The sequence below is a fragment of the Pseudomonas sp. Q12-87 genome, from assembly GCF_001269755.1.
GTDB lineage: Bacteria > Pseudomonadota > Gammaproteobacteria > Pseudomonadales > Pseudomonadaceae > Aquipseudomonas > Aquipseudomonas fluorescens_S.
In genome coordinates this window covers 267,498-293,472 of sequence record NZ_LHVI01000010.1, presented here as the reverse complement: position 1 = coordinate 293,472, position 25,975 = coordinate 267,498, and the positions used below count along the sequence as shown (strand labels likewise).

General features: G+C 60.4%; 20 protein-coding genes. 4 read left to right on the top strand and 16 right to left on the bottom strand.

The window, feature by feature from the left end; translation table 11 throughout:
• Positions 1 to 100: 100 nt before the first annotated feature.
• Entirely contained in the window at positions 101 to 1,282 is a 1,182-nt protein-coding gene (locus AD663_RS06175) for a CaiB/BaiF CoA-transferase family protein (protein WP_053213438.1), read from the bottom strand.
• 207 nt (positions 1,283 to 1,489) lie between these two features.
• Positions 1,490 to 2,842: a dicarboxylate/amino acid:cation symporter gene (locus AD663_RS06170; protein ID WP_003178954.1), complete on the bottom strand. Its 1,353-nt coding sequence runs from the start codon at positions 2,840 to 2,842 to the stop codon at positions 1,490 to 1,492.
• A gap of 333 nt (positions 2,843 to 3,175) precedes the next feature.
• Between AD663_RS06170 and AD663_RS06165 the strand changes: the two genes are divergently transcribed.
• Complete coding sequence (locus AD663_RS06165; RefSeq protein WP_003178952.1) at positions 3,176 to 4,174, top strand: AraC family transcriptional regulator; 999 nt, start codon at positions 3,176 to 3,178, stop codon at positions 4,172 to 4,174.
• Positions 4,175 to 4,336: 162 nt separating this feature from the next.
• Here AD663_RS06165 and AD663_RS06160 read toward each other — a convergent pair whose 3' ends face one another.
• The 3 genes from AD663_RS06160 to AD663_RS06150 form a co-directional block, all read right to left on the bottom strand.
• Complete coding sequence (locus tag AD663_RS06160) at positions 4,337 to 5,683, bottom strand: ATP-binding protein (RefSeq protein WP_003178948.1); 1,347 nt, start codon at positions 5,681 to 5,683, stop codon at positions 4,337 to 4,339.
• On the bottom strand, positions 5,680 to 6,357 hold the full coding sequence (locus AD663_RS06155) for a response regulator (RefSeq protein ID WP_003178946.1): 678 nt from the start codon (positions 6,355 to 6,357) through the stop codon (positions 5,680 to 5,682). The genes AD663_RS06160 and AD663_RS06155 overlap by 4 nt, the downstream gene beginning before the upstream one ends.
• A 103-nt stretch (positions 6,358 to 6,460) precedes the next feature.
• The gene (locus AD663_RS06150) at positions 6,461 to 7,060 is read right to left on the bottom strand and encodes an outer membrane beta-barrel protein (RefSeq protein WP_003178945.1); all 600 of its coding nucleotides are present in this window, start codon (positions 7,058 to 7,060) and stop codon (positions 6,461 to 6,463) included.
• 152 nt (positions 7,061 to 7,212) lie between these two features.
• On the opposite strand from AD663_RS06150, the gene AD663_RS06145 reads away from it, so the two are divergent.
• Both AD663_RS06145 and AD663_RS06140 read left to right on the top strand, forming a co-directional pair.
• A complete protein-coding gene (locus tag AD663_RS06145; protein WP_003178943.1) occupies positions 7,213 to 8,004 on the top strand; it encodes a dienelactone hydrolase family protein in 792 nt (263 codons plus the stop codon).
• A gap of 105 nt (positions 8,005 to 8,109) precedes the next feature.
• The gene (locus tag AD663_RS06140) at positions 8,110 to 8,835 is read left to right on the top strand and encodes a 4'-phosphopantetheinyl transferase (RefSeq protein ID WP_003178941.1); all 726 of its coding nucleotides are present in this window, start codon (positions 8,110 to 8,112) and stop codon (positions 8,833 to 8,835) included.
• Positions 8,836 to 8,952: 117 nt separating this feature from the next.
• Here the strand turns inward: AD663_RS06140 and AD663_RS06135 are convergent, their stop codons facing one another.
• Both AD663_RS06135 and AD663_RS06130 read right to left on the bottom strand, forming a co-directional pair.
• Positions 8,953 to 10,563 (bottom strand): ATP-binding protein, encoded by a 1,611-nt coding sequence (locus tag AD663_RS06135; protein WP_003178938.1) that lies wholly within the window; start codon positions 10,561 to 10,563, stop codon positions 8,953 to 8,955.
• Positions 10,560 to 11,282 (bottom strand): response regulator, encoded by a 723-nt coding sequence (locus AD663_RS06130; protein ID WP_053213437.1) that lies wholly within the window; start codon positions 11,280 to 11,282, stop codon positions 10,560 to 10,562. The genes AD663_RS06135 and AD663_RS06130 overlap by 4 nt, the downstream gene beginning before the upstream one ends.
• 790 nt (positions 11,283 to 12,072) lie before the next feature.
• On the opposite strand from AD663_RS06130, the gene AD663_RS06125 reads away from it, so the two are divergent.
• Complete coding sequence (locus AD663_RS06125) at positions 12,073 to 14,964, top strand: ribonucleoside-diphosphate reductase subunit alpha (protein ID WP_053213436.1); 2,892 nt, start codon at positions 12,073 to 12,075, stop codon at positions 14,962 to 14,964.
• Between the two features lie 196 nt (positions 14,965 to 15,160).
• Here the strand turns inward: AD663_RS06125 and AD663_RS06120 are convergent, their stop codons facing one another.
• The 9 genes from AD663_RS06120 to AD663_RS06080 form a co-directional block, all read right to left on the bottom strand.
• Positions 15,161 to 17,551 (bottom strand): calcium-binding protein, encoded by a 2,391-nt coding sequence (locus tag AD663_RS06120; protein ID WP_053213435.1) that lies wholly within the window; start codon positions 17,549 to 17,551, stop codon positions 15,161 to 15,163.
• Positions 17,552 to 17,607: 56 nt separating this feature from the next.
• Positions 17,608 to 18,918: an HlyD family type I secretion periplasmic adaptor subunit gene (locus AD663_RS06115; protein WP_053213434.1), complete on the bottom strand. Its 1,311-nt coding sequence runs from the start codon at positions 18,916 to 18,918 to the stop codon at positions 17,608 to 17,610.
• Complete coding sequence (locus AD663_RS06110; RefSeq protein ID WP_003178928.1) at positions 18,918 to 20,657, bottom strand: type I secretion system permease/ATPase; 1,740 nt, start codon at positions 20,655 to 20,657, stop codon at positions 18,918 to 18,920. Before AD663_RS06110 ends, AD663_RS06115 begins: the two co-directional genes overlap by 1 nt.
• A 207-nt stretch (positions 20,658 to 20,864) precedes the next feature.
• Positions 20,865 to 22,175, bottom strand: coding sequence for a flagellar hook protein FlgE (gene flgE / locus AD663_RS06105; RefSeq protein ID WP_003178926.1), 1,311 nt, complete (start codon positions 22,173 to 22,175; stop codon positions 20,865 to 20,867).
• 28 nt (positions 22,176 to 22,203) lie between these two features.
• Positions 22,204 to 22,926 (bottom strand): flagellar hook assembly protein FlgD, encoded by a 723-nt coding sequence (gene flgD, locus AD663_RS06100; RefSeq protein ID WP_003178924.1) that lies wholly within the window; start codon positions 22,924 to 22,926, stop codon positions 22,204 to 22,206.
• Between the two features lie 15 nt (positions 22,927 to 22,941).
• The gene (gene flgC, locus AD663_RS06095) at positions 22,942 to 23,385 is read right to left on the bottom strand and encodes a flagellar basal body rod protein FlgC (protein WP_003178923.1); all 444 of its coding nucleotides are present in this window, start codon (positions 23,383 to 23,385) and stop codon (positions 22,942 to 22,944) included.
• 3 nt (positions 23,386 to 23,388) lie between these two features.
• Complete coding sequence (flgB, locus tag AD663_RS06090; RefSeq protein WP_003178921.1) at positions 23,389 to 23,796, bottom strand: flagellar basal body rod protein FlgB; 408 nt, start codon at positions 23,794 to 23,796, stop codon at positions 23,389 to 23,391.
• A 356-nt stretch (positions 23,797 to 24,152) separates the two neighbouring features.
• Entirely contained in the window at positions 24,153 to 24,980 is an 828-nt protein-coding gene (cheR, locus tag AD663_RS06085) for a protein-glutamate O-methyltransferase CheR (protein WP_003178919.1), read from the bottom strand.
• 53 nt (positions 24,981 to 25,033) lie between these two features.
• The gene (locus tag AD663_RS06080) at positions 25,034 to 25,960 is read right to left on the bottom strand and encodes a chemotaxis protein CheV (protein WP_003178917.1); all 927 of its coding nucleotides are present in this window, start codon (positions 25,958 to 25,960) and stop codon (positions 25,034 to 25,036) included.
• Positions 25,961 to 25,975 lie beyond the last annotated feature (15 nt).

Here is a 25,975-nt window from a genome sequence, read left to right as displayed (position 1 = left end):
GGCCTCTTCGCGAGCAAGCCCGCTCCCACAGTAGGGGAGTTGTGGACGCCAAAGGTCCAGTGTGGGAGCGGGCTTGCTCGCGAAGAGGCCCTGAAGAACACTACAAAACCACCCCAACAGCCCGCAACTCGGCAATCCGCTGCGCACTGAACCCCAACTCCCCCAGCACCTGGTCGGTGTGTTCCCCCAACCCCGCGCCAATATGCCGAGGCTCGGGCAGCCCTTCGGAAAACTTCAGTGGGCAGGCCATCTGCGTCTGGCTCGAACCGTCGCCCCGAGGCACCTGGGTCACCACGTCCCGGGCTCGCAATTGCGGGTGCCCTATGGCTTCTTCCAGGCTCAGCACCGGCTCGACGCAAGCATCAATGTCGGCAAACAGACGGCAAAGCTCGGTGAAATCATGCTTCTCGAACTCGGTTTGCAAGGCCTGCTTGAGCGTGCGTTGCTGCTCGGGTTTCGGCGACAAGCCATGGGCCGCCAACTCCGGTCGCCCGAGGGCTTCGCACAAAGCCAGCATGAACGCCGGCTCCAGGCTACCCACGGACATCCAGCGTCCGTCCCGGGTGCGGTAGTAGTCGTAGAAACTGCCGCCATTGAGTAGTTGGTTTTCCGGACCCGGCTCCACACCGCAGGCCAGGTAGCCGGCACCGGCCATGGCGTTCAGGCTGAACACGCAATCGGTCATGCTGACGTCCAGGTGCTGGCCTTGCCCGGTCTGCTGACGGGCAATCACCGCCGCCAGCAGGCCGATCACCCCGTGCAACGACCCACCGGCTATGTCCGCCGCCTGGATCGCCAATGGCAACGGGCCGCTGTCGGCACGGCCGGTGTGGCTGGCCAGGCCCGCCAGGGCCAGGTAGTTGATGTCATGGCCGGCGCGATCCTTGTAGGGCCCGGTCTGGCCGTAGCCGGTGATTGAAACGTAGATCAGCCGGGGATTGATCGCCTTCAGGGTTTCGTACCCCAGCCCCAGCCGCTCCATCACGCCAGGGCGAAACTGTTCCAAGAGAATGTCGTAGCCCCCCAGCAATTGCCTGATCACTTCCAGCGCTTGCGGCTGCTTGAGGTCCAGCGCAAGGCTGCGCTTGTTGCGGTTGAGATAGGCGTGGCTGGCCGAGACCCCTTGGTCATGGGGCGGCAGTATTCGCAAGAGGTCCGGGCGAGTCGGTGATTCGATGCGCAACACCTCGGCGCCCATGTCCGCCAATAGCAGCGAGGCGAACGGGCCAGGCAACAGGGTCGAGAAATCCAGAACCTTGAGCGATGCCAGTGGGCCTTGCATGGGCAATCTCCTAGGGACAATGGCTAAAGACTAGGCAGGCGTTTGCGGCGAGGCAATTACCACAGGTGTCACTGGGGATGACCATTGCGCTCAGTGTGAACCCCATTGTGGCGAGGGAGCTTGCTCCCTCGCCACAGAAGCACGCAGGCTTCAAAATTGAGCCAATAAAAAACCCGCCGAAGCGGGTTTTTCATTAGAGCCTGAAGATTACTTCACAGCGCCGGAAGTAGAGGTTTCAGCCGCCGCAATCTGCGCCGCCGCGATCTGCTCGTCATCTTCACGAACATCGGAGATACCGCGACCACCGGAAGCCAGCTCAGTGTGCAGTTGATCTTCGTCCAGCTCCTTGACCCACTTGGCAACCACGATGGTCGCGACAGCGTTGCCCACCAGGTTGGTCAGGGCGCGGGCTTCGGACATGAAGCGGTCGATACCGAGGATCAGCGCCAGGCCGGCCACCGGCAAGGTGCCCACGGCCGACAGGGTCGCCGCCAGCACGATGAAGCCACTGCCGGTCACGCCCGCAGCGCCTTTGGAGGACAGCAGCAGCACCAGCAACAGGGTGATCTGGTGAGTCAGGTCCATCGGGGTGTCAGTGGCCTGGGCGATGAACACCGCGGCCATGGTCAGGTAGATCGAAGTACCGTCGAGGTTGAACGAGTAGCCAGTCGGGATAACCAGGCCCACGACCGATTTCTTGGCACCCAGGCGCTCCATCTTGATCAGCATGCGCGGCAGGGCCGATTCGGAGGAGGAAGTACCCAGCACGATCAACAGTTCTTCACGGATGTAGCGAATCAGCTTGACGACGCTGAAGCCGTGAGCGCGGCAGATGGCGCCCAGCACGACCAGCACGAACACCACACAGGTGATGTAGAAGCAGATCATCAACTGGCCCAGTTGCACCAGCGAACCGACACCGTAGGCGCCGATGGTGAACGCCATGGCACCGAAAGCACCCAGTGGCGCCAGCTTCATGATCATGTTGATGATGATGAACATCACGTGGGCGAAGCGATCGATGAAGTCCAGCACCGGCTTGCCGTAGGCACCCAGGCGATGCAGGGCGAAACCGAAGATCACCGAGAACATCAGCACTTGCAGGATGTCGCCGTTGGCGAATGCGCCGACGATGGTGTTCGGAATCACGTTGAGGATGAAGGCGATGATGCTTTGGTCTTTACCGGCCGAGATGAAACCGGCGATCTTGCTGGTGTCCAGGGTCGACACGTCGATGTGCATGCCGTTGCCCGGTTGCACGACGTTGACCACGACCAGGCCGATCAGCAGGGCGATGGTGGAAACGATTTCGAAGTACAGCAGCGCGTAGCCGCCGGTCTTGCCGACCGATTTCATGTTCTGCATGCCGGCGATGCCGCTGACGACGGTACAGAAGATGATCGGGGCGATGACCATTTTGATCAGTTTGATGAAGCCGTCGCCGAATGGCTTGAGGGCAACGCCGGTCTGCGGGTAGAAGTGGCCGAGCAAAATACCGATGGCAATGGCTACGATCACCTGGAAATACAGGGATTTGTACAGTGGCTGACGAGTCGTCATGGCAAACCTTCCTCAAGAGTCCCGTTCGACGACTTCCACCTGTCGTCCACGGCACCTTAATTGCGAACCCTCCTGCAACTGGAGGGATTTGTTTTGTCGGCTGCACGCGGCAGACCTACGTAACGCATCGCAAACCGCGTGCCATTTTCAACAAACGTCCTACATCCGGTATAGCAGACGGCTTGGCGGATTTCACATGGGTGTTAAACAAGGCGTGCAAGTGGCGAATTTCCGCCAATGGCCTGCTTGCAGCTCCAGGATTTGGCGGATATCCGCCTTGCCGAGCGTCGAGCCCCTGCTACCATCGCGCGCTTGAACGGACGGATTTCTGCCATGCGCCAACGCACGATCGCCAGTCACTTCGCCCGCGCCGCCCTGGGCGGTGCGCGCCGGCAAGGGTTCGACTATTTACCCTTGCTGCAACAACTGGGCATCAGCCCGGAACTGCTGGACGAACCGCGCGCGCGAATCGCGCCGGAACAGTTCGCCCGGCTGCTGCAAGCGCTGTGGCAAAGCCTTGATGATGAATACCTGGGCTTCGGCCAGGCCCCGAGTAAACCGGGGACATTCGCGATGATGTGCCACGCGTTGATCCACTGTCGCACCCTGGAAAAAGCGCTTCAACGCGGCCTGTTGTTCTACAGCCTGTTCGCCGATGCCCCGCGTCTGACGCTGGTGAGCGAAGGTGAACGGGTGCGCCTGGTGCTGGACGAATCGACGCTGCAGGACCCGGATCACTTCCTGAGTGAAAGCCTGCTGGTGGTCTGGCATCGCCTCGCCAGTTGGCTGATCGGCCAGCGCATCGTCCTGGAGCAAGCGACCTTCGGCTACACCAAGCCCGCCCACGGCGCCGAATACGATTTGCTGTTTCCCTGCCCGCTGGTGTTCGACGCGCCGGACACCAGCCTGTTATTCCGCAGCCGCTACCTGGATATGCCGCTGCTGCAAGACGAGCGGACCCTCAAGCATTTTCTCGAACGCTCCCCCGCCGACCTGCTGTCGCGCCCGGACGACGGCCATAGCCTGAGCAGCCAATTGCGCCGCCTGTTGAGCCGCGACACGGATCGCTGGCCTGACCTGGAGACTGTCGCCGCTCATTTGCACATCAGTCCGCAGACGTTGCGCCGGCATTTGCGCGAAGAAGGCACCAGCTTCCAGGAGCTCAAGGACCAGCTGCGGCGGGATATCGCCATCTACCATCTGGGCCGCGCGGACCTGTCGTTGCAGCAGATTGCCGAGCAACTGGGGTTCTCGGAGCCGTCGGCGTTCCACCGGGCGTTCAAGAAGTGGACAGGGGTGACGCCGGGTGCTTATCGGGAACGGGAGAGCTGAGTCATCACGTTTAACTTTTTCGGTGTATCTACCGGTGCCCGTGGCGAGGGAGCTTGCTCCCGCTGGGCTGCGCAGCGGCCCCGTTTTTTTGCGATTGCTGCGCAATCGAGCGGGAGCAAGCTCCCTCGCCACAGGGGCCAGCAAGCACCGGAAAAATTTCTGTCACACCGCCGGAAAATGAATCCGAAACGCCGCCCCGCCCAGCTCCGAATCCCCCAGGGTCAACTGGGCGCCGTAGCTCTCGATGATGTCCTTGACCACCGCCAGGCCGATGCCCTGTCCCGGGTGCTGGCGGTCAAGCCGTTCGCCACGCTGGAGAATCCGCGCGCGCTGATCCGGCGGCACACCCGGCCCGTCGTCTTCAATGCTCAACTCGGTGCCGCCGAGGGTCTGGTGCACACTGACGCGGACTTCGCCCAGGCATAGCCGGTAAGCGTTTTCCAGCAGATTGCCAAGCATTTCCAGTAAAGCGCCCTGCTCGATCGGCACCTGGCAGTGTTCCGGCAGATCGAAAACCACATGCACCTGTTTGTCGCGATAGACCTTGTCCAAGGTGTCGCACAGGCTTTGCAGCACCGGGCGCAATCGCACCTGATGGCGCACCAGCCCGCTTTTGCGCAGGCTGGCGCGCTGCAGCTGGTAGCCGATCTGCTGGCTCATGCGTTCGATCTGGGTTTGCAACACCCAGGCTTGCCCACGTTCCCCGGGGCGCCGGGCCATGTCTTCGCTGACACCCTGCAGCACCGCCAGCGGGGTCTTCAGGCTGTGGGCCAGGTCATCGAGGGAGTCACGATAGCGGCTGCGCTGCTCGCGCTCGCTGTACAGCAGGCGGTTGAGGGAACCGGTCAGGCGCAACAGCTCCCGAGGATGCTCGGTGCTGAGGCTTTCCCGGGTGCCGCTTTCGATTTCATCCAGCTCCTGGCTCAAGCGCCGCAGCGCCCGCAGGCCCCACGTCAGGCCGATCCACAACAGGGCCAGCAACACCAGCAGAGCCGCGCCGAAGCCCAGGTAAAGGTTGTCCCGTAGCCCTTGCAGGGTCACTTCGTAGTCGCGAACCGGTTGCAGGGTGACGATGCTGAACGCCGCATTCTGACCGCCGAGCAGCTTGATCTCGACGTCATAGACAAAAAATTCCTGGCCGTTGTTTTCACGGATACGCGCGAACTGGTTGCCCTGGCCGTCATAGCGCGGGGTGTAGTTGATGTTCTCTTCCTGAGTCGCCTTCGAGCGCCAGACCAGCCGTCCCTCGCGGTCATAGATGTAGCCCAGCAGGCGAGCATCGGCGAGGTTGAAGCGCTCATCGGGCAATTGCTCCGGCATCTTCAACCGATTGTTTTCCACTCGGGCGGCGGAAATCAGCGTGGTCACGTCCGAGGCCAGCCGTTGCTCGATGGATTCCTGCAATGCCAGGCTGAACGCGCCTTGCATGGCTGGCAGCAGCGCCAGCATGAACAGCACCGCCAGGGTCATGGCCGCCAGCATCAACCGCAGCCGTAGCGAACGAATCACTGGCAGCGCTCGTTGAACAGGTAACCCAGGCCACGCACGGTATCGATCGGCTTGAAGCCGGCCGGGGCTTCGAGTTTGCGGCGCAGGCGCCCGACCAGCACTTCGATGACATTGGGGTCGCGCTCGTCGTCATCGGGGTAAAGCTGCTCCATCAAGCGGTCCTTGGCGACCACCTGCTGGTGGTGACGCATCAGATATTCAAGAATGCGGTATTCGTAGGCGGTCAACGCCAGCGGTTCCTCGCCCAGGGACGCCTGCTTGCGGTTGAGGTCCAGCGACAGCGGGCCGGCGACGATGGTCGATTGGGTGAAACCGCTGGAGCGACGCAACAGCGCATTCAACCGGGCTTCCAGTTCTTCGAACTGGAACGGCTTGACCACATAGTCATCGGCTCCGGCAGCCAGGCCTTCGACCTTGTCCTGCCAGTTGCCACGGGCGGTCAGGATCAGGATCGGAAATGTCTTGTCCTGGGACCGCAGGCGGCGGATGAGCTCGAGCCCGCTGATGCCCGGCAAGCCCAGGTCGATCACCGCCAGGTCGTGGTTGAATTCACCGACCTGGTACAAGGCTTCCTCGGCATTGGCCACGGCCTGCACCACATGGCCGCTGTCGGTAAGACGGGTTTGCAGATGATGACGCAACAGCGCTTCGTCTTCGACGACCAGTAATTTCATGAAGCCTCCCCAGGCAAATCAAACAATCCAATGTTGCGCACCTCAACGTAAGACGCCGGATCATCGTTGGCCGATCCGGCTGGATACGCTCACCCTCAGCCGCTTAGAACGTGTAGTTGGCGGACAGGTAAGTCTGGGCGCTGCTGGTCAGGTCCAGCGAACCGACCTTGTCGCCGCCATGGGGGCTCATCTCGGTGCTGGCGTTGCTGCGCAGGTAACGGTACCCCAGTTCCACCGAGGTGTTTTGCGAAATTTGCTGCAACACGCCCCCCTGTAAGCCCACTGCGTAGCCAATGTCGCTGTCGCGGCTGAAGCCCGGCGAATCCTGGGTCAGTTTGGTCACGCCCGCCGTGCCACCGCCGAACAGTTTGGTGCTGCTGGTGACCGGATAAAACACATCGTAGCTGCCCAGCAGGTTTTCCTGCCGCAGTTTGATGCCGTTATGAGTCCCCGAGACGTTGTCGTAGGTCGCGTAGTAGCGGCCCTGGTCGTTTTGCTTGCCCAGGCGAACGCCATAGGTGGAGTCCTTGCCAATGATGCCATCGGCGTTCGGGTGGTTCAGATTGTCGTTCAGGGCATTGGATTTCTTGACCTTGTCGCTGGTCTGGCCAAGGGTCAGGCTGGCGAAATTGTCATCGGCGTGGGCCATGGCGCTGGCGCCCAGTACGGTAAAGGCCAGCAGCAGTTTTTTCATGTGCGTCATGGTCAAGCTCCTTTGAAGCGTGGGTAATGTGTGAAGTCGCAGCCACGTTAACCAGCGCTCCCTGAACACCCCTTGAACGCTCTCTGAACCTGCGCTGAATGAATCGGCTAAAGTGTCTTGCCTCACAAATCGGTTTTTCAAGGAGATCCACCATGCGCAGGTTGCTTGCTGTAGTACTTCTGGCGTTAAGCGGCGCGAGCCACGCCGCCATCCAGACCCAGGAGATCCCCTACACCAGTGCCGACGGCACCAAGCTGATCGGTTACTACGCCTACGACGATGCCGTCAAAGGGCCGCGCCCGGGCGTGGTAGTGGTGCATGAGTGGTGGGGCCTGAACGATTACGCCAAGCGCCGCGCCCGTGACCTCGCCGGCCTCGGCTACAGCGCCCTGGCCATCGACATGTACGGCGACGGCAAGAACACCGAGCACCCCAAGGACGCCATGGCATTCATGCAGGCAGCGCTCAAGGACGGCAAGGCGGCCAGCGCGCGCTTCCAGGCCGGGCTCGACCTGTTGACGAAACAACCCCAGACCGATCCGGACAAACTGGCGGCCATCGGTTACTGCTTCGGCGGCAAAGTGGTACTGGACGCCGCGCGCCAGGGTGTTCCGCTGGCCGGTGTGGTGAGTTTCCACGGTGCGCTGGTGACCAATACCCCGGCCACGCCCGGCAGCGTCAAGGCCAAAATCCTGGTGGAGCATGGCGCGCTGGACAGCATGGTCACCGAAGACAACGTCACCGCCTTTAAGGGCGAGATGGACAAGGCCGGGGCCGACTATAAATTCGTCAGCCTCGAAGGCGCCAAGCACGGCTTCAGCAACCCGGACGCCGACCGCCTGAGCCACGGTGAACATGGCGGGCCGGACATTGGCTACAACAAGCAAGCCGATGAAAAATCCTGGGCGGACATGAAGGCGTTTTTCAAGAAAATCTTCGGCTAACACCTAACCCTGAGGGAGCTTGCTCCCTCGCCGCACAAAGCCTGATCTCACCCATCAGGCTCCCCCCACTACCCAGTCTCAAGCCAACCCGGCAAAATGCCGGGCATGAACGCACTCCCCGACCTGCCCGCCTGCTGCTCGCCCCTGGATGACCTCTGGCTGTTGCCTGAAGTCCTGCCCGGTACAGTGCTGCTGAGCACTCGCTTCGATTCGCAGTTGCTGACCGGCAAAGACTTTTCGAACAGTGCCATCGAGCCGCCGCCGAGCATCCAGCGTTCGGTGGCCAAGCGTCAGGCAGAGTTCCTGGCCGGTCGGATCTGCGCCCGGGCGGCCTTGCAACGGCTTGACGGCCAGCCCTGCGTTCCGGCCATCGGCGAAGACCGCGCGCCGGTGTGGCCGGCCCATGTCAGCGGCTCCATCACCCACAGCACCGGCCGTGCGGCGGCCATCGTCGCCCGAAAAAGTGACTGGTACGGACTGGGCATGGACCTGGAAAACCTGCTCGATCCCGAGCGCGCCGAACGCCTGGCCGGTGAAATCCTCACCCCGCCAGAACTGCTGCGCATGGCAACGCTTGCCCGTGAAGACCGGGCCCTGTTGGTGACGCTGACCTTTTCGGTAAAGGAAAGCTTGTTCAAGGCGCTGTACCCCATCGTTGGGCAGCGCTTTTATTTCGAGCATGCCGAGGTGCTGGAATGGACACATGACGGGCAGGTGCGGCTGCGGTTGCTGACAGACCTGTCGACCGAATGGCGCCATGGCCGTGAATTACAGGCGCAGTTTGGGGTCAAGGATGGGCAATTGTTGAGCCTGGTAAGTATCAAGGCCTGAGATTTACAGCGCCTGAAAGGCCATCTTCGCGAGCAAGCCCGCTCCCACATTTGAAATGCGGTCCACCCTGTGGGAGCGGGCTTGCTCGCGAAGGCGGACCATCAAGCGCCGCCTCCCTCAAGACCGATCCTGATGCCTCGGCCAACTCAAGCTGAAACAGGCTCCGCCAAGGCTCTTGCTCTTGCCGATCAGCGCCCGGCCGTCGTGCCAGTGAATGATTCGCCGCACGATTGAAAGCCCCAGGCCGTGGCCGCCGGAAGCCCGGGCGCGGCTGTCATCCAGGCGCAGGAAAGGCTTGAAGACCCGCTCCCACGCCGCCTCCGGCACGCCAGGCCCGTCGTCTTCCACATCCACCCGACAGCGCAACTGGCCCACCTGGTAGCTGACGGTCACCCGTGAACGGGCGTGGCGCATGGCATTGCCCACCAGGTTCTGCAGGGCACGATGCAGGAAGCGTGGCTCGGCCTCGACCCAGGCACCGTCGCAGTCGGCGGCCGACAGGCACAGGCCCCGCTCGACCGTGACCCCGGCCCGCAACGGCCCAAGTTCATCGATCACTTGATTGACCAGCGCATCCAGGTCCACCCGCTGGAAGTTCAGGGCCGGCGACCCTTGTTCCAGCCGCGCGTAGGTGAGCATCTCGTCCACCAGCCGATCCAGGTCTTCGATGTCGTGATCCATGCCCGCCAGGTACTTGTCGCGGGCCTGGGACGTGGTGGCGCTGCCAATCATTTCCAGGCCGAAACGCAGGCGCGCCACCGGGGTGCGCAATTCGTGGGACACCGCCCGCACCAGCTCACGCTGGATCGCCAACAGTTGCTGAAGGTGCTCGGCCATGCCGTTGAACGCTGCCGCCAGGCGCCCGACCGAGTCGGCACCCCGGGCCGGCACGCGGGTTTCCAGGCTGCCCTGGGCGATTTGCGTGGCGGCCGACTCCAGGCCACGCAGGCGCCGCTCCAGTTGGCGCACCAACAGATAGACGATCAGCCCGATCAGGCTCAGCCCCAGCGCTGCGATCAGCACCAGCCACTGCGGCGGATAAGGGTTCATCTGGTACAGCGGACCGATCTCCAGCACCCACGGTGTGCCGACCATGCCGGCGAACACCCGGATAGAGTCGCCGCCTTTGCCCAAGGCCATCACCGTATCGCCCTCGGACACGCGACGGCGCTGGTCTTCGTCCATGTCCGCCTGTTCGGCGGTCATGAGCCGCAGCGCGAAGCCGAAGCCTTTCTCCTGCTCCAATTGCGCGAGCCGCTTGGGCTGCTCGGCTACTGGATAGCGCACCAGCTCGTCGGCCAACAGGTAAATAGTCGCCCGGGCCAGTTGTTCACTGATCTGCTGGACTTCCCCCACCAGCATCAATTGCTCGACATCGTTGACCAGCCGATAAACTTTTGCCGCGTGCGGCCCCGTCTGCTCGACCAACGCCTGGCCGCGCAATACGCGGGTGCGCTGGCCGAGGTCGAGATCGGTCTGGGCGAAGGTCTGCAAGGCCAGCGGAATACCCAGCAGGCGCTCCCAGACCAACAGGGCCCGGCGCCGCTCGGTGTCGTTCATTGGCCGCAGATTGTCGGCCATCAATGAAAACGTGCCGTGGGCCAGGCGCTCGCGGTACTGCTCGCTGCGGGTCTGGTTGAGCAGGTGCAGGGCCAGCACGCCAAGGACCGCCACCAACACCAGCGCCGCACACATGCCGCCATATATACGCAGGAAGATCGAGTTCACGGCGCCGGGTCTACGCAAGCTTCAGGGACGAACAGATAGCCTTTGCTGCGGATGGTCTTGATCAGCCGCGGGTGGTCCGGGTCGTCGCCGATCTTGGGTCGGATGCGCGAGATGCGCACATCGATGGAGCGATCCTGGCCGTCATAGCCGATGCCGCGCAGGGCGGTGAAGATTTCTTCCCGGGACAGGATGCGCCCGGCATTGGACACCAGCAGCCACAGCAGGTCGAACTCGGCACTGGTCAGCTCGATCCCGTTGCCCTGCAACCAGGCTTCGCGCAAGGCATCGTCGACCACCAGCGGGCCGAACTGCAGCCGTCGCTGCTTTTGCGCCACGGACGGCTCCGGCTCGCTGCGTCGCAACAGGGCCTGGATACGCGCCAACAGCAAGCGCGGACGAACCGGTTTGCAGACGTAGTCGTCGGCGCCCAGGTCCAGGCCCTGGATCTGGTCGATGTCGTCGGTGCGGGCGGTGAGCATCAGGATCGGCCCGTCGTATTGCTGGCGGACTTTGCGGCAGATGCTCAAGCCGTCCTCGCCGGGAAGCATCAGGTCGAGGATCACCAGGTCCGGCTGCTCGGCAATGATCCGCGCCGCCGCCACCCCACCGTCACCTTCAATGGCGACGCGCAGCCCGTTGCCTTCAAGGTATTCACGGGTCAGTTCGGCCAGCCGCTGGTCATCTTCGACGATCAATATCTGCCAGGGTTCTTGTTCCACTGGGGGCCTCGTCTTGTTATGAAAATAAAGGACCGGATGGCCACAACCCTTGCAGATGGATCCCTCGCCACAACAATGCCCATTCCAGAGGTTCGAATAGGATCCTCCGTGTTTTTGTCACATTAAAGGAGGATAAACATGCCCATGCATGGGCCGATTGTATAAACGCCGGATGCACAGAAAACAAGCGAACAAATGCGTTCGGTCGCGGCAGGTTTAGTGTGGTAATGTCCGCGCCCGCAAAAACCACGGGGCTGTTTTTCGATCCGGTAATTCGATGAAAAATAGCCCACTCCAGCTAGGTCGCGGCCTACAGCGCAGTTCCACGTTTCGCACACAAATTACGCACAGGCTTATCCACAGGTAGTACGTTGCATTCACCCCCCAAAACGCATTATCTTGTAGCCCGCCGCGTAAAAAACCCTACATGTAGGGTTTTCGGCCCAAAACCAAACACAAGTTGGACAGAGAATTCAAGCGATTTTTCTTGCTTCTGTTCACCGGATACATCGCATTTCCCCAAGCCCAGACCGCCCCTGCGGATGGCAACTGTTTCGAGGTCGAAACGACCGAAACGGTACGGGTGTTGCAGTCCATTGCTGCCACCCTGGCAATCCGGTTTCGAGCCCAGGCTCGCAACTCAGAACTTCGGATGGAAGCGGCATTAAACGCCTGCTTCCTACTGTCCCGAAGTTGTTATGCCCGGCGCCCAGTCGGTTGTAGTGCTTCAGGACGGAACGGTGGGCACCGTAATGGCGCCCAAACAAACATAGAGAATGTGGAGACACCCATGCACACCGACACAACTCGCGAGAACCCGCAGGGCACCGCGCCGCTGGCCAACGATTCGAGCCCGGATCTGTCCGCCACCGCGCCGGGCCAATTGCGTGTGATCAAGCGTAACGGCACTGTCGTTCCCTACACCGATGACAAGATCACCGTCGCCATCACCAAAGCGTTCCTCGCAGTTGAAGGTGGCACCGCTGCCGCCTCGTCGCGAATCCATGACACCGTGGCCCGCCTGACCGAACAAGTCACCGCGACCTTCAAGCGTCGCATGCCCTCGGGCGGCACCATCCACATCGAAGAAATCCAGGACCAGGTCGAACTGGCCCTGATGCGCGCCGGCGAGCAGAAAGTGGCTCGCGACTACGTGATCTACCGTGACTCCCGCGCCAAGGAACGTGCCACGCGCACCCCGGCCGACGCACCGGTCCAGGCCCACCCTTCGATCCGCATCGCTCGCGCCGACGGCAGCCTGGCGCCGCTGGACATGGGCCGCTTGAACACCATCGTCACCGAAGCCTGCGAAGGCCTGGAAGAAGTCGACGGCGACCTGATCCAGCGCGAAACCCTGAAGAACCTCTACGACGGCGTCGCCCTCAAGGACGTCAACACCGCCCTGGTGATGACCGCGCGGACCCTGGTCGAGCGTGAGCCGAACTACTCCTTCGTGACCGCCCGCTTGCTGATGGACACCCTGCGTGCCGAAGGCCTGAGCTTCCTGGAAGTCGCCGAGAGCGCGACCCACCACGAAATGGTCGACCTGTACGCCAAGGCGCTGCCGGCCTACGTCGCCAAGGGTATCGAGTTCGAATTGCTGAACCCGGTCCTGGCCGAATTCGACCTGGAAAAACTCGGCAAGGCGATCAACCACGAGCGCGACCAGCAGTTCACTTACCTGGGCCTGCAAACCCTGTACGACCGTTACTTCATCCACAAGGACGGTATCCGCTTCGAACTGCCGCAGATCTTCTTCATGCGCGTGGCCATGGGCCTGGCAATCGAAGAGAAGCAGCGCGAAGACCGTGCGATCGAGTTCTACAACCTGTTGTCGTCCTTCGACTACATGGCGTCGACCCCGACCCTGTTCAACGCCGGCACCCTGCGTCCACAGCTTTCCAGCTGCTACCTGACCACCGTTCCGGACGACCTGTCGGGCATCTATGGCGCCATCCACGACAACGCCATGCTGTCGAAATTTGCCGGCGGCCTGGGTAACGACTGGACACCGGTTCGCGCATTGGGCTCGTACATCAAGGGCACCAACGGCAAATCCCAGGGCGTCGTGCCGTTCCTCAAAGTGGTCAACGACACCGCCGTAGCGGTCAACCAGGGCGGCAAGCGCAAGGGCGCGGTCTGTGCCTACCTGGAAACCTGGCACATGGACATCGAAGAGTTCATCGAGCTGCGCAAGAACACCGGTGATGACCGTCGTCGTACCCACGACATGAACACCGCCAACTGGATCCCTGACCTGTTCATGAAGCGCGTCTTCGATGACGGCAAGTGGACCCTGTTCTCGCCATCGGAAGTGCCGGACTTGCACGACCTGACCGGCAAGGCCTTCGAAGAGCGCTACGAGTACTACGAAGCCCTGACCGAGTACAACAAGATCAAGCTGTTCAAAGTCGTCCAGGCCAAAGACCTGTGGCGCAAGATGCTGTCGATGCTGTTCGAGACCGGCCACCCATGGCTGACCTTCAAGGACCCGTGCAACCTGCGCAGCCCGCAGCAGCACGTGGGCGTGGTCCACAGCTCGAACCTGTGCACCGAGATCACCTTGAACACCAACAAGGACGAAATCGCCGTCTGCAACCTGGGCTCGATCAACCTGCCGAACCACATCGTCGACGGCAAGCTGGACACCACCAAGCTGCAACGCACCGTGAACACCGCCGTGCGCATGCTCGACAACGTGATCGACATCAACTACTACTCGGTGCCGCAAGCGAAGAACTCGAACTTCAAGCACCGTCCGGTCGGCCTGGGCATCATGGGCTTCCAGGACGCCTTGTACCTGCAGCACATCCCGTACGGTTCCGATGCCGCCGTCGAGTTCGCCGACAAGTCCATGGAAGCGGTCAGCTACTACGCGATCCAGGCTTCCTGCGACCTGGCCGACGAGCGCGGCGCCTACGAGACGTTCCAGGGTTCGCTGTGGTCCAAAGGCGTGCTGCCGCTGGATTCGCAACAGATCCTGATCGCCCAGCGCGGCCAGAAGTACATCGACGTTGACCTGAACGAATCCCTGGACTGGGCACCGGTTCGCGCCCGTGTGCAGAAAGGCATCCGTAACTCCAACATCATGGCCATCGCACCGACCGCCACCATCGCCAACATTACCGGCGTGTCGCAGTCGATCGAACCGACCTACCAGAACCTGTATGTGAAATCGAACCTGTCGGGCGAGTTCACCGTGATCAACCCGTACCTGGTCCGCGACCTCAAGGCTCGCGGCCTGTGGGACTCGGTCATGATCAACGACCTGAAGTACTACGACGGTTCGGTGCAGCAGATCGAGCGCATTCCGCAAGAGCTCAAAGAGCTTTACGCCACCGCGTTCGAAGTGGACACCAAGTGGATCGTCGACGCCGCCAGCCGTCGCCAGAAGTGGATCGACCAGGCTCAGTCGCTGAACCTGTACATCGCCGGCGCCTCGGGCAAGAAGCTGGACGTGACCTACCGCATGGCTTGGTACCGTGGCCTGAAAACCACCTACTACCTCCGTGCCCTGGCCGCCACCAGCACCGAGAAGTCGACCATCAACACCGGCAAGCTGAACGCTGTTTCCAGCGGCGGCAACCACAGTGACGACTCGGTCCTGGCCGCTCCAGCAGGACCTGCGCCAGTGCCAAAGGCCTGCGCAATCGACGAGCCGGATTGCGAAGCTTGCCAATAAGCTGAGTAGGTGGGCGTGTGAAGACGCCTGCTGAAGAAACCCCCGATAGACCGCTGGTTTATCGGGGGTTTTCTTTTGTGTGTAGGAAGCTGGGTAAAAAAAACGGCAAAGCCTGATTGCGGGCTTTGCCGTTGGTGTTTTATCTCACCGCAACATCCGCTGAAATCGACAGATGGTGCGGTGGCCAGATGGACGCTTAGACCGGAAGAGTGAAAGAGTCGCCATTGTTGGTAAAGAACGTCTCGATGGTATTGCTTCCTGCGTACCAGTCTTTCAGGAAAACACCGGAGTCCAGGTTACCGCTCTGGTAATCGGCAGCGTTGAAGATGTAGGCGCCTGCATCGGTCTTGATCACCTGCACGTCGTTGACGCTCTGAATGTTGTTCAGCCTGACAGTGTCCACACCCGTCGTCCCGGTGTCTTCAATGGCGACCATGCTTTTTGAGTTGACGATGTAGGCATCCCCACCCTCCCCACCATAGGCATCGCCAGACGCATTCATATTGAAAATATCAAAACCCGCGCCCCCATGAAGTTCATAGGCGTAGCCGGCTCCCGTCAGGATATCGTTGCCATCGCCGCCATAGGCAATACCGGAGGAGACCGTCAACGTATCACTGCCGGCCTCGCCGTAAAGCGTGCTGCCAACGTCGTTGCCACTACTCTGCATGGTGTCATTGCCATTGCCGCCATACAGCGTATCGGCCTGGGCACCAGTGGAAGGCGTCAGCGCAAGGGTGCTGATATCCGTGACGGTACCGCCATAGATAAAGTCATCGCCATCACCGCCATAAAGCAAGTCGCTACCCGCTCCGCCTTCCAGTTTGTTGGAGTAGGCATTGCCCGTCAGTGTGTCGTTGAATTGCGAGCCGATCAGATTATCGATATTGGCCAGCACGTCGCCTTGCGCATCACCACCCGACGCGGTTCCCGTCAGCAGGTCGACCTGCACGGCATCGCTACTGGTCAGATACCAGGCGCCGTCGCCGCGGCCCAAGCCATTGAGCGTATCAGCGCCTGCACCACCAATGAAGTTTTCCGCAGCACCTGTACTTCCGGTGAAAGCATCAGCCTGGGCAGTTCCTTGGAAAATCTCGATGGAGGTGTAGCTATCGCCCGCAGCGACACCTGTCACCAGAGGCGCACTCAGGTCCAGCGTGATACCTGAGCTCTCATTGGCGAAGCTCAACAAGTCCAGGCCAGTGCCGCCGTTGAAGATGTTGGCGCCTGCGTCACCCACAAAGACATCACTGAAGTTGGAGCCGGTAATGGCTTCAATGCTGCTGTAGGTATCCCCTGTGGCGATGCCCGTGTGGATGCCCGTTTGGGTGTTGATGGTCAAACCCGCAGTGCTGTCAGCGTAGCTGACGGTATCGGTTCCCTCACCACCGATGAACTGGTCGGCCCCGGCCCCACCGAACAGAAGGTCGTTGCCGGCGCCACTGGTGATGATGTTGTCCGAAGCGTTGCCGCGACCGACAAAATTACCCGTGCCGGTGAAGGTCAGGCGCTCCACCTCTGTCGCCAGGGTCACATTGGCCTGATTGGTGCGTACCTCATCATCACCACCGCCAGCAAACTCTCGCACGAACTGGCTGGCAGTGCCGTTGATGACATAAACGTCATTACCGCCATCACCATAAAACTCGGTAGTACCCGCTGTGGTGGTAAATACATCGCCAAAGTTCGAGCCCCTGATGGTCTCGAAGCTGGTGAATGTATCGCCCTGCGCATCACCACCCACACCTGTCCCCGCCGTGGCGGAAGTCATCGTGATGTTGACGCCCTGTTCGGACTGCGAGTAAGTCAGCGTGTCGTTACCGGAGTAGCCATCCAAATTATCAGCGGCAGCACTGGCGTAGAAAGTATCGAGTGAGGCCGAGCCCCGGAAGGTTTCGATACCGTTGAAAGTGTCACCCAGCGCAGCTCCGGTATGTACTCCGGTTTTCAGGTTCAGGGTCACATTGCCAGAGTCTTCGTAACTGGCGGTGTCCACACCGGCACCACCAATCAACTGGTCCGCGCCTGCACCACCGATCAGGGTATCGTTACCCGCGCCGCCGGTAATGATGTTGTCCGAGGCATTGCCGCGACCGATAAAATTACCCGTGCCGGTAAAGGTCAGGCGCTCAACGTTAGCCGCGAGCGTCAGGTCCGCAAGTGTTGTCCGAACCTCATCGTTCCCCCAACCAGCTGCCTCGTAGACTGTTACGCCGATCCCGTTGACGACATAGACGTCATCACCGCCCCCTCCCTGTAGGGAATGTCCATTGGTCTGGGAGATCAGCGTGTCGTTGAAAGACGAGCCCACTACGGCTTCCATGCTTGTCAACGTATCGCCCTGCGCATCCCCACCCAGTCCAGTCCCTGTGGTCAGATTGACTGTCACCCCAGCGGTCGAATTGGCGTAGGACGCTGTGTCAGTCCCTGTCCCGCCATTGAGAGTGTCCGAACCTGCACCGCCCTCCAGCCAATCGTTGCCGTCCCCGCCGCTCAGCGAGTCATTCCCTTCCAACCCATACAACTGATCCGCACCCGTGGTACCAACCAGAGTGTCCGTACCCGATGTCCCATTAATCACTGCCATTTTTTCTTCCTTGCCCTGTTGATGATTCGGTTGCGCGCTGCTGATTCAGCAGAGCCTCATCCTTCCCGGAAGGCCCGCTGAGCATGATCGCTGATCGGTTTAAGCAAATAAGACATGACGTTCCTGGAGCCGGTCTGGATCATCGACTCCACGGGCATCCCCGGCACCAGGGCAAGCCCTTGGAGTTTTGCCAACTCACTTTGGGGAATCTTGATGCCCGCTCGGTAAAAGCCAATTCCGGTACGTTCGTCCTGAATCAAGTCCGCTGACAGGCGCACCACGGTGCCGGTCAGTTCCGGCGTGGTGCTGCGGTTGAAGGCGCTCAATCGCAAGATTGCCGACTGCCCGACCGTCAGTTGATCGATGTCCTGGGCGCTGATTTTCGCCTCCACCAGCAATTCATCATCGGCGGGGACGATTTGCATCAACCCTTCGGCAGGGGAAATCACGCCGCCAATGGTGTGCACCGCCAATTGCTGCACGCGGCCGGCAATAGGCGAGATGATGTCGACGCGCTTGAGCTGGTCGCTGGCAGTGATTTCCCGCTCGATCAACTCACCCTGCCGGGCAAGCAGATCACGCAACTCCTGGGACACCTCACTGCGGAAGGTCTGGTCAACCTGAAGGCGTTGCAATTCGGTTTCGGCGATCTTGCCCCGCGCTTCGGCAATGGAGGCCATCAGCTGGCCCCGCTCCCCACGCAGCCGGGCAATCCCCCGGGCCAAGGCATTGACCCGGTCGAGGGTCATCATGCCTTTGTCGAACAGTTTCTTGACGGCCTGGTATTCGCTGTCGATCAGCTCGATTTCTTCTTGCTTGGTTTTCTGCTGGATGTCGTGGCCGGCAATGGTTTCGTTGAGCTGCTGGACACGCTCACGCAGCTGCTTCTTCTGGCCTTCGCGGGAAGCCCGGCGGTCGAGGAACAGTTGCTGCTCGATGGCCATTACAGCCTTGGCCTCATCCACACTCATGCGGGTCAGCAGCTCTTGGGGTATCGCCACTTCGCTGGCATTGTCTCGCTCGGCCTCCAAGCGAGCCAGACGGGCCCAGGCCTGGTTCAATGATTTACTGACGATGGCCTGGCTGGCAGCGGGCAATGTGGCATCGAGGCGCAACAGCACGTCCCCCGCAGCGACTGCCTGCCCTTCCTTGACCAGGAGTTCGGCGACGACGCCGCCGGTAGGATGCTGGATAGTCTTGACGCTCCCCTCCACAGCCACAACGCCCGTGGCGATCACTGCGCCGGACAGATTGGTGCACACCGCCCAGGTCAACCCTCCACCGAGCAGCACCACCAATGAGATCGCCCCCCAGCGCAGATGACGGGACAAGGAAGCGGTCAGGGTGACTTCTTGATCGGTATGCATCAGTTCGACGCTCCCAGTTCCACCACATTATTGGAAGGCTTGGGAGGCGCTACGGGAGGTCGTTTAAGGACGACATCCCTGGGGCCGTAAGCGACTTGCACGCCGTTTTCGAGGATCAGTACCTGATCGATCACTGCCAGAATATTGGTGCGATGGGCAATCACCACCACGATTGCGCCACGGGCCTTGAGCGCCAGGATGGCCTTGGCCAGCGCCTGTTCGCCTTCGGCATCGAGGTTTGAATTCGGCTCGTCCAAGACCACCAGGAACGGATCACCAAACAATGCCCTGGCCAGGGCCACCCGTTGGCGTTGGCCGGCCGAGAGGTTGACCCCACCCTCGCCCACTTGGGTTTCATAGCCTTGGGGTAACTGCAGGATCAGCTCATGAACCCCGGCCAATTGCGCAGCGCTGACAATCGCGCTGTCCAGTGCCGAAGGATCTAGCCGGGCGATGTTCTGGGCGACGGTTCCAGTGAACAAACCAACGCTCTGCGGCAGATAACCGATCAGCTTGCCGCGAGCCTGCTCGGTCAGCAGGTCCAACGGCGCCCCATCGAGCCGGACATGCCCCCGCGCCGGCGCCCAGGCGTTGACCAGCACGCGCGCCAATGACGACTTGCCCGATGCACTCGGCCCCACCACGCCAACGGCGGTGCCTGCGGCGACCATGAAGTTTATATTCTGCAAGGTCAGGCGCTGCGCGCCGGGCGGCGCAGCAAAAATACTTTCGACCTGCAAACTGCGATGGGCAACGGGCAGCTCGGTCTTGCTCTGGGCATCCGGGAACATGGAAAACACTTCCAGCAACTTCTTCCAAGCAATCTGGGCACCCAACAGGCTGCGCCACGTGGCAATCACCTGCTCCGCCGGCGCCAGGGTCCGCGCCACAATAATCGAGGCTGCGATCATCGTGCCGCCGCTCATGTCCCCCTTGATCACCAGCCACGCCCCCAGCGCCAGGGCGGACGACTGGACGATCTGGCGCAGGGTTTTGGAAATGCCACCGTAAAAACCACCGATGTCGATCGAGCGTCGTTGCAGGGTGATGAAGGTGCTGTGATTCTTCTGCCAGACATTCGACGTGTTAGCCAACATGCCCATGGCCTTGAGGGCCTCGGCGTTCTGGTGGGCTTGCTGGCCCAGATGATTGCGCTTGTTCAATGCATCAGCCGAAGCCTGCATCAGTTTGCGGGTCTGCCGGTCAGTGGTTACGGTCAGCGCGATGAGGATGACCATCAGGCCGGCGGCCAAAAGACCGAACAGCGGGTGAATGTAAAAACACACCGCGAGGTAAACCGGCATCCAGGGCAAATCGAAAAACGCCACCAGACCCGGACCGCCTATGAAGTTCCGGATCTGGTCCAGTTCCTGGGCCGGTTTCAAGGCATCGCCAGTAATCGGCGTTTTCAGCGACGCACCGGCAATCACATTGAAGACCTGGGTGGACAGTGCCAGATCCAGCGAAGAAGCGATTCGCACCATGACACGGGAGCGAATGACATCCAGCAACCCCGAAAGCGCATAGACCCCCAACGCCAGCAAACCAAGCGCTATCAATGTCGGCACGCTCTGGCTGGGAATGACCCGGTCATACACTTCCAACATGAACACCGGGCCAATTAGCGCCAGGATATTGATCACACCGGAGAACAGCGCAGCGCCGAGCAGGCCCCGACGCAGTAGCGATTTCAATGGAGGCGCGACGACAGGCGCAATGACAGCGTTATGAGGTTTCAACGGGTATCCGTCCCTAGGTTCTTGGTGACATCCCTGTCGTCAGTCAATACAGGCTTGATGACAGTCGTATGGAAACTTGACGCTCTTTGAGCGATTTGGACTGAAGTGCAAATTCCGCACCAGCCCCCCGACAAACGGTCAACCGTTCAAAGTTCACCCATAAAAAAACCGACGCCCAAGACGTCGGTTTTTTGAAACAGCCCGCTATCAGGTCATCTGAATAATGGTCTGCATGATGGTGCTCTGGGTGGAGATGGTCTTGGCGTTCGCCTGGTAGTTGCTCTGGGCCTTGATCAGCTCGACCAGTTCGTTGGTCAGGTTGACGTTGGACTCTTCCAGGGAGTTGGAGACGATCGAACCCAGGGTGCCGGTTTCCGGGGCATCATAGCCTGGGATGCCCGACGCGAAGGTTTCCTTCCAACTGGTGCCGCCGACAGGTTGCAGGCCTTGTTCGTTGGTGAAGCTGGCGAGTGCGATCTGACCGATCGGCTTGGTCTGGTTGTTGCTGAAGTTGGCCAGCAAGACACCGCTGCCATCGATGGTCAGGTTGGTGATCTGGCCGGTGGCGTAACCGTTCTGGGCGGGAATCGACCGCGCGGTGTCCGCGTTGAATTGGGTGGTGTTGCCCATGGAGATTGTGATGGTTGGTGCACTCGCGGCGCCGTTGGCGGTCCATACGCCGTTGGTTACGGTGCCGGGAATCCAGCCAGTGAGCTTCAGGTCGCTGTCAGTGAGCGGCGCACCCGGCGGATTCGGGGTGCTGACCTGAACCAGCTTACCGCTTGAATCAAAGGTCATGGTCGAAGGGACCGGCGCATTCGCCCCAGTCGTAGTCGGCAAACTACCATTCAGGTTACGACCATCGATCAGCGTATACACATTCCAGGTATTACCAGCAGTCTTGACCATGTACTGGTCCATGGAATGCTGGTTACCCTGGGTGTCGTAGACCGGCGTGGTGAATTGCTTGGTGAACGTGGCCGTATCGGTCGGATTGAACGCAGCGGTGATCGGCAACGCCGTCGAGTTCAGATTGATCGTCGACGAAATCAGGCTGGTAGCACTCGGCGGCAGGTTCGAGGTGTCGATGCGCAGATCGGTCAGGATCCCGTTCTGGATCTTGCCATTGGCATCCACGCCATAGCCTTGCAAACGCGATGTACCATCACTGTTCGTGACGTAGCCGTCTTTATCGGTCTTGAAAGTACCGGCACGGGTGTAGCTCAAGGAGCCGTTGTTTTCCAGGACAAAGAAGCCCTGGCCTTGGATACCCATGTCCAGCACGTTGCCGGTGTTGTTCACATCACCCTGGCCGAACTGCTGGGAAACGTTGGCCAAGCGCACGCCGTTGCCGACGGTCTTGCTGCCCGAGCCCAGCTTGGTGGCCGAGTAGACGTCTTCGAATTCCGCGCGAGACGATTTGAAGCCGGTGGTCGCCACGTTGGCGATGTTGTTACCGGTCACGTCCAGCTGTTTGTTGGCGGCATAGAGACCGCTAAGGCCGATGTTAAAAGACATGTTGACTCCTTGTGCCGGTTAGTCGGCTCTATATACCAATAGTTTGTACTTTGGACAGGGCGATGCTGCCCAGCCCGGCCAGGTTGAGCATCAGCTCACCGCCCGTCTGGCTGATCGTCACGCTGCTGACCGTTGCCGGCAGGTTGGTGATCAGCGACGTGGCCTTGCCGTCGATGGTGGTCGAGGCCGCGAATGTGTATGTACCCGACTCGACAACCGTGCCCGCGTCGTTCTTGCCGTCCCAGATGAAAGCGGAGTTGCCGGCTTTCTGGGTGCCCAAATCGATGGTGCGGACGGTCTTGCCGTCTTTATCGACGATCTTGACCGCGACGGAGGCTACCGAAGCCGGAACCACCACCGTGCCGTTGAGGCTCTTGGAGGTATCGACCACGGCCTTGTCGCCCGGGGCGATGACTGAGCGCCCTACCAGTGACGAGGCCTGCAATGCCTGGGACGAGTTGTAGTTGCCGGCGATACCGCTCACGGTGGTGTTGAGGGTGGTGATGCCTTCCAAGCTGCTGAACTGTGCCAACTGGGCAACGAATTCACCGTTGTCCTGAGGCTCCAGCGGGTTCTGGTTTTTCAGCTGGGTGACCAGCAATTGCAGGAACGCATCCTTGCCCAGCTCTTTCTTGCCGGTCGCCGCGCCCGCTGCCGAGGCCAGGCCATCGGTGGTGGTGTTGGTCTTGACCGAAGAGTTGGCAAGGATCTCGTTGAGGCTCAAACCGCCAGTGGTATTGGTAACGCTCATGTGACTCGCCCCTTATCACTGACCGAGGGTCAGGACCTTCTGCATCATGGTTTTGGCGGTGTTCATCATTTCGGCGTTGGTCTGGAACGAACGACTGGCGGAAATCATGTCGGCCATTTCTTCGACGACGTTGACGTTCGGGTAGTAGACGTAGCCCTTGGCGTCCGCCGCCGGATGGTTGGGCTCGTAGCGCGCCTCGAGGTTGCTCTGGTCTTCGACCACGCCAAGCACCTGTACGCCCTGACCGGCCGCGTCTTGCTGCTGGAACAGCGAATCGCTGCCACCGGACTGGCCGCCCTGGAACATGGTGGCGAACACTGGATGGCGGGCGCGGTAGGTCTGGTCGATGCTCGAGGAAACGGTCTCGGCGTTGGCGATGTTACTGGCGACGGTGTTCAGGCGAGTGGTCTGGGCACTCATGGCACTGCCGGCGATGTTGAATACGCTCGCTATCGACATGGCTTATTCTCCACGCAGGGCCGATACCAGCCCTTTGAATTTGCTGTTGAGCAGGGTGAAGCTGGCCTGGAAGTTCACGGAGTTTTCCGCGTAGTTGGACTGTTCCAGTTGAGCATCCACGGTGTTCTGGTCGATCGAAGGCTGCATCGGCGTGCGATACATCAGCGATCCATCGCCGTTGCCCAGGCCTTCGGCCTCGATATGACGGCTATTGGTCATGTTCAGGGCGAAGGTGCCGTTCTTGGTCTTCTCGTTCTGCTCGGCGAGCACTTTGGAGAAATCCAGGTCCCGCGCCTTGTAGTTCGGGGTGTCGGCGTTGGCGATGTTGTTGGCCAGGACTTCGGCACGCTGGGCGCGGAAGCTCAGGGCCTGTTCGTGGATACCGAGCGCTTTATCGAAGCTGATGCTCATGTCGGAAACCTTTGGGTGACCAGAATGTACGTGCAGTCGATAAAGCAAGCGTCGTGCCATTTTCAAAAAGCCCGTAAACCGGGGCTTTGCGGGCATCGGCAAAGCGGCAATGCCAGAAAAGCGGCAACTGGCTTCCGCTGCCTGCCGCTTTTCTGCCGCTTTCATGGAGCAAATTCCACTCCATTGTAGGACCGAGCTTGCTCGCGATGGCGGTCTGTCATTTACATCGGTTTTGGATGTGCCACCGCATTCGCGAGCAAGCTCGCTCCCACAGGGGACGGTGGCGCGGGCTAACGCGCATAAAAAAACGGGAGCCTTTTGGGACTCCCGCTTTTTTTTTTGACAACCCAAGCCAATCACTTCGCCTGGTAAATAATCCCCGGACTGCACTGGACCATTTGATAGTGGTCCGGCAAGCCATTCAACGCTTCGGAAGCGCCAAGGAACAGGTAGCCGCCCGGCTTGAGCGTGCTGTGGATACGCAACAGGATGTCCTTCTTCACTTCGGCGGAGAAGTAGATCAGGACGTTGCGGCAGAACACGATGTCGAACTTGCCCAGGCTGGCGTAGCTGTCCAGCAGGTTGAACGAGCGGAACTCCACCCGGCTCTTGATCGGCGCCTTGACCACCCACTTACCCGGCCCTTTCGGGTCGAAGTAACGTTGCAGGCGATCGGGCGACAGGCCACGGCCTATGGCCAGGCTGTCGTACTCGCCGGTCTTGCAGTTGTTGAGCATGGTTCCGGACAGGTCGGTGGCGACGATTTGTACACCACCTTTCAGCTGGCCCAGGTTGGTCCGCTCGAACTCATCAATGGACATCGACAGCGAATAGGGTTCCTGCCCTGACGAACAGGCCGCCGACCAGATCCGCAGGCGTTGGCCCGGGCTGGCCTTGATGGCCGCCGGCAGCACCTTGTTCTTCAACACCTCGAACGGGTAGGTGTCGCGAAACCACAGGGTTTCGTTGGTGGTCATCGCATCCACCACCATCTCGCGCAAGCCGCTGCGCGGCTGCGTCTGGATACGCTGCACCAGTTCGCCCAAGGATTTGAGGCCCTGTTGTTCCATCAACTTGTTGAGACGGCTCGACACCAGGTATTGCTTGTTTTCACCAAGCAAGATGCCACAGGCTTTTTCCAGGAAGACCCGGAACTGTTCGAAATCCAAATTACCCGTAGACAAGATACCGCCTCTTTCATTGTGTTGACTTGCCGGACGCACAACGCGCCCGACCTTTATTCTGCTGCCTTGATCCGCTCGACGACCCGCGAAGCCAGGTCATCGGGCCGAAATTTCGCCAAGAAGTCGTCAGCGCCGACTTTCTTGACCATTGCCTGGTTGAATACCCCGGACAATGAAGTATGCAAGATGATATGCAACTTTTGCATACGCGGATCGCTGCGGATTTCCGATGTCAGGGTGTACCCGTCCATCTCTGGCATCTCGATGTCGGAGATCATCATCAAGAATTCTTCTTCGGGCTTCTTGCCCTCTGCGACCAGCTTTTGCAGGTAATCCAGCGCCTGACGCCCGTCATTCAACGCCACCACTTCGACGCCGACCGTTTGCAGGCAACGGGTCACTTGCTTGCGTGCCACCGAAGAATCATCGACGGTCAGTACGCGCAGCGAAACCGCCTTGTGCTGGGTTTCGGCATCCACCACACCCACGGAAATCGTTTCCGGGGTAGGTGCCACTTCGGCGAGGATCTTCTCCACGTCGATGATTTCCACCAACTGGTTGTCGACCCGGGTCACTGCCGTGAGGTAGTGATCGCGGCCGGTGCCCTTGGGCGGTGGATGGATTTCTTCCCAGTTCATGTTGACGATGCGCTCCACCGAGCGCACCAGGAATCCCTGGGTCTTGGTGTTGTACTCGGTGATGATCACAAACGGATTGCTCTGGTCCAGCAGACGACCGGAACCGGTCGCCATGGCCAGATCGAGAATCGGGATGGTCGCTCCGCGTATGTTCGCCACACCGCACACGACGGGACTGGACTTTGGCATCAGGGTCAGCTTGGGGCATTGCAGCACCTCCCGGACCTTGAATACGTTGATCCCATAGATTTGCTGGCCGTCGAGACGGAACAGCAACAACTCCAGGCGATTCTGACCGACCAGCTGTGTGCGCTGGTTTACCGAATCCATTACTCCCGCCATGCCCTGACTCCTACG